This is a genomic window from Zoogloea sp. LCSB751, assembly GCF_002028455.1.
Lineage (GTDB): Bacteria > Pseudomonadota > Gammaproteobacteria > Burkholderiales > Rhodocyclaceae > Zoogloea.
The window spans coordinates 1-244 of record NZ_MWUM01000508.1 but is presented as its reverse complement, the minus strand read 5'-3'; the positions used below and the strand labels follow the sequence as shown (position 1 = coordinate 244).

Here is a 244-nt window from a genome sequence, read left to right as displayed (position 1 = left end):
AAACAGAGGCGTTAGTGTATCCAAATTCCCCGCCAGGCGGAGCGCCGTTTTTTGCCTGTTCATCAGGGGATTCGTTTTCCTGGACGGTAGAGGGTAGAGCAATTCATCGTGGATCGAAAAATAAGCAGAATTTTAACCTAATATGTAGCGTTTTATTCCGTCTTATGTATCGTTATTTTATGCTGTTTACTGGACTTTTTTTGTTTATCTTCCAGCAAATACAGAATATTATCTTTGCTTAATC

The 244-nt window shown here is 39.3% G+C and carries 1 protein-coding gene; it reads left to right on the top strand.

Features of this window, described 5'->3' with window-relative positions; genetic code table 11:
- A partial coding sequence (locus tag B4920_RS30205; protein ID WP_079437608.1) for a hypothetical protein occupies window positions 1-242 on the top strand: 242 nt, incomplete at its 5' end.
- Between the last annotated feature and the right edge of the window lie 2 nt (window positions 243-244).